Origin of the sequence: Segeticoccus rhizosphaerae, assembly GCF_009192725.1 — a bacterium.
Taxonomy (GTDB): domain Bacteria; phylum Actinomycetota; class Actinomycetes; order Actinomycetales; family Dermatophilaceae; genus Segeticoccus; species Segeticoccus rhizosphaerae.
This window is the reverse complement of record NZ_VOHR01000435.1, coordinates 1-2,637: the sequence shown is the minus strand read 5'-3', so window position 1 is coordinate 2,637 and position 2,637 is coordinate 1. Positions and strand designations below refer to the sequence as shown.

General features: G+C 70.8%; 3 protein-coding genes. 2 read left to right on the top strand and 1 reads right to left on the bottom strand.

The annotated features are described in order from the left end of the window. Window positions 1–733 (bottom strand): biotin--[acetyl-CoA-carboxylase] ligase (locus tag FRW57_RS20210; protein ID WP_162529441.1); only part of this gene is annotated, 733 nt, incomplete at its 3' end. Between the two features lie 24 nt (window positions 734–757). On the opposite strand from FRW57_RS20210, the gene FRW57_RS20205 reads away from it, so the two are divergent. Both FRW57_RS20205 and FRW57_RS25130 read left to right on the top strand, forming a co-directional pair. Next, entirely contained in the window at window positions 758–2,404 is a 1,647-nt protein-coding gene (locus tag FRW57_RS20205) for an acyl-CoA carboxylase subunit beta (protein WP_137122442.1), read from the top strand. Between the two features lie 24 nt (window positions 2,405–2,428). Then, on the top strand, window positions 2,429–2,637 hold a 209-nt coding region (locus tag FRW57_RS25130), incomplete at its 3' end, for an acyl-CoA carboxylase epsilon subunit (protein WP_203230450.1).

Here is a 2,637-nt window from a genome sequence, read left to right as displayed (position 1 = left end):
CCTGGTCGTCGACGCCGGTCGCCGTGCCGCGCACGACGGCGCCTCCCGGCTGGTGCAGGTCGACGACGCGGCCGACGGTCGTGCACCGGCTGCGGTAGTCCGCTCGTTGGCCCTCCATCGCCGGGCCGCCGGCCCGCCACGCCTCGGTTCGGTCGCGCAGATTCATGAGGTAGCGCTCGATGATGCCCTCGCGCGGGGCGTCCGAGCCGCACAGCCGCAGCGAGGTGGCAGTGTCGACGGGGAGCTCCTCGCGCTCCTGGTCGACGTTGACCCCGGCCCCGACCACGACGAGCTCGTCGCCCGCGGACTGACAGAGCACACCGCACACCTTCCGGAGCCGCTCGTCCTCGTCGTCCGCTGCCCCGGCGAGCACGTCGTTGGGCCACTTGAGCAGCGCGCGGACGCCGGCGACCTCCGACAGCGCAGTGCTCATCGCCAGCCCGGCCAGGAGCGGGACCCAGCCGAGCTCGGACCGGTCGGCTCCGCCCCGGTCTCCGATCGGCACCACGCAGGACACCGCGATCGACGTGCACGGCGGCGCCTCCCACTGCCGCGCCAGACGCCCCCGGCCGGCGCTCTGGTGGTCGGTGAGGACGACCCGCCACGGGTCCGGGCGGCGAAGCGCCTCGAGGTTGGTCGAGTCGACGGAGTCGAAGAAGTCGAGCGCCGCCCAGTGGGAGGTCGGTGTGAGCAGCGTCTCGCGGAGGGCCCGGACGTCCAAGGAATCACGCACGGGGCTAAGGCTAGGCTGCCCGCCATGACCGATGCTGCGCGCACCGAGCCAGTCGACGGTGAAGCACCCGACCTGCACACGACCGCCGGCAAGCTCGCCGACCTCTACCGCCGCAACGACGAGGCGGTCCACGCCGGCTCCGCCCGGGCGGTGGAGAAACAGCACGCGAAGGGCAAGCGAACCGCCCGCGAGCGCATCGAGATGCTGATGGACGAGGGCTCGTTCGTCGAGATGGACGAGCTGGCGCGGCACCGGTCGACCAACTTCGACCAGGCGAAGAGCCGCCCCTACGGCGACGGCGTGGTCAGCGGCTACGGCACCGTCGACGGGCGACCGGTGGCGGTGTTCTCCCAGGACTTCACCGTGTTCGGCGGCTCGCTCGGCGAGGTCTTCGGCGAGAAGATCGTCAAGGTGATGGACCTGGCGATGAAGCTCGGCTGCCCCGTCGTGGGCATCAACGACTCGGGCGGCGCGCGCATCCAGGAGGGGGTCGTCGCCCTGGGCCTGTATGCCGAGATCTTCCGCCGCAACGTGCACGCGTCCGGCGTCATCCCCCAGATCAGTCTGGTCATGGGCCCCTGCGCCGGCGGCGCGGTCTACTCCCCCGCGATCACCGACTTCACCGTCATGGTCGACCAGACCAGCCACATGTTCATCACGGGACCCGACGTGATCAAGACCGTCACTGGTGAGGACGTGGGGATGGAGGACCTCGGCGGCGCCCGGTCGCACAACTCCCGCTCGGGGGTGGCGCACTACATGGCCGACGACGAGGACGACGCGATCGCCTACGTGCGTGAGCTGCTGTCCTACCTGCCGTCCAACAACCTCGAGGACCCGCCGCGCTACGGCGAGGACGCGGACCTCGAGGTCGACGACGAGGACCGGTCGCTCGACACGTTCATCCCGGACTCCCCGAACGTCCCCTACGACATGCGCACCATCATCGAACGCGTCGTGGACGACACCGACGAGGGCGTCCCGGACTTCTGCGAGGTCCAGGAGCTGTTCGCCCCCAACATCGTCTGCGGCTTCGGGCGCGTCGACGGGCGACCGGTGGGCGTGGTCGGCAACCAGCCGATGCAGTACGCCGGCTGCCTCGACATCGACGCCTCCGAGAAGGCGGCCCGGTTCGTGCGCACCTGCGACGCGTTCAACATCCCGGTCCTGACCTTCGTCGACGTCCCGGGCTTCCTGCCCGGCACCGACCAGGAGTGGAACGGCATCATCCGCCGTGGCGCCAAGCTGATTTTCGCCTACGCCGAGGCGACGGTGCCGCTGGTCACCGTCATCACCCGCAAGGCCTACGGCGGCGCCTACGACGTCATGGGTTCCAAGCACCTGGGGGCCGACATCAACCTCGCCTGGCCCACCGCCCAGATCGCCGTCATGGGCGCGCAGGGCGCGGTGAACATCCTCTACCGCAAGCAGATCGCCAAGGTCGCCGAGGAGTCCGGCGGCGACCAGGCCGCCATCGACGCCGCCCGCGCGGGCTTCATCCAGGAGTACGAGGACACCCTCGCCAACCCCTACGTCGCCGCGGAGCGCGGTTACGTCGACTCGGTCATCCCGCCCTCCTACACCCGCGCCTACGTCACGAAGGCGCTGCGCACCCTGCGCACCAAGCGCGAGACCCTGCCGGCGAAGAAGCACGGCAACATCCCCTTGTGAGCCACGCCTACGAAGACCACCCGTATGACGTCCGCCCACCCGATGACCGAGGAGCCTCCCGTGGCCACGACCGACGACCAGACCGCGGCGTCGCCCTGGATCGTGCGAGGACACCCCTCGACCGTCGAGCTGGCCGCGTTGGTGGCCGTCCTGGCCGGGGCCGCTGCGGGCGGGGGCAGCGAGAGCGACGACGGGTCCGAGACGGGCGTCGCGGTCTGGGCCGCGCGCGATCG

Coding starts and splice junctions, on each gene's coding strand:
- FRW57_RS20205 (WP_137122442.1), top strand. CDS start 758: ATGACCGATGCTGCGCGCACCGAGCCAGTCGACGGTGAAGCACCCGAC.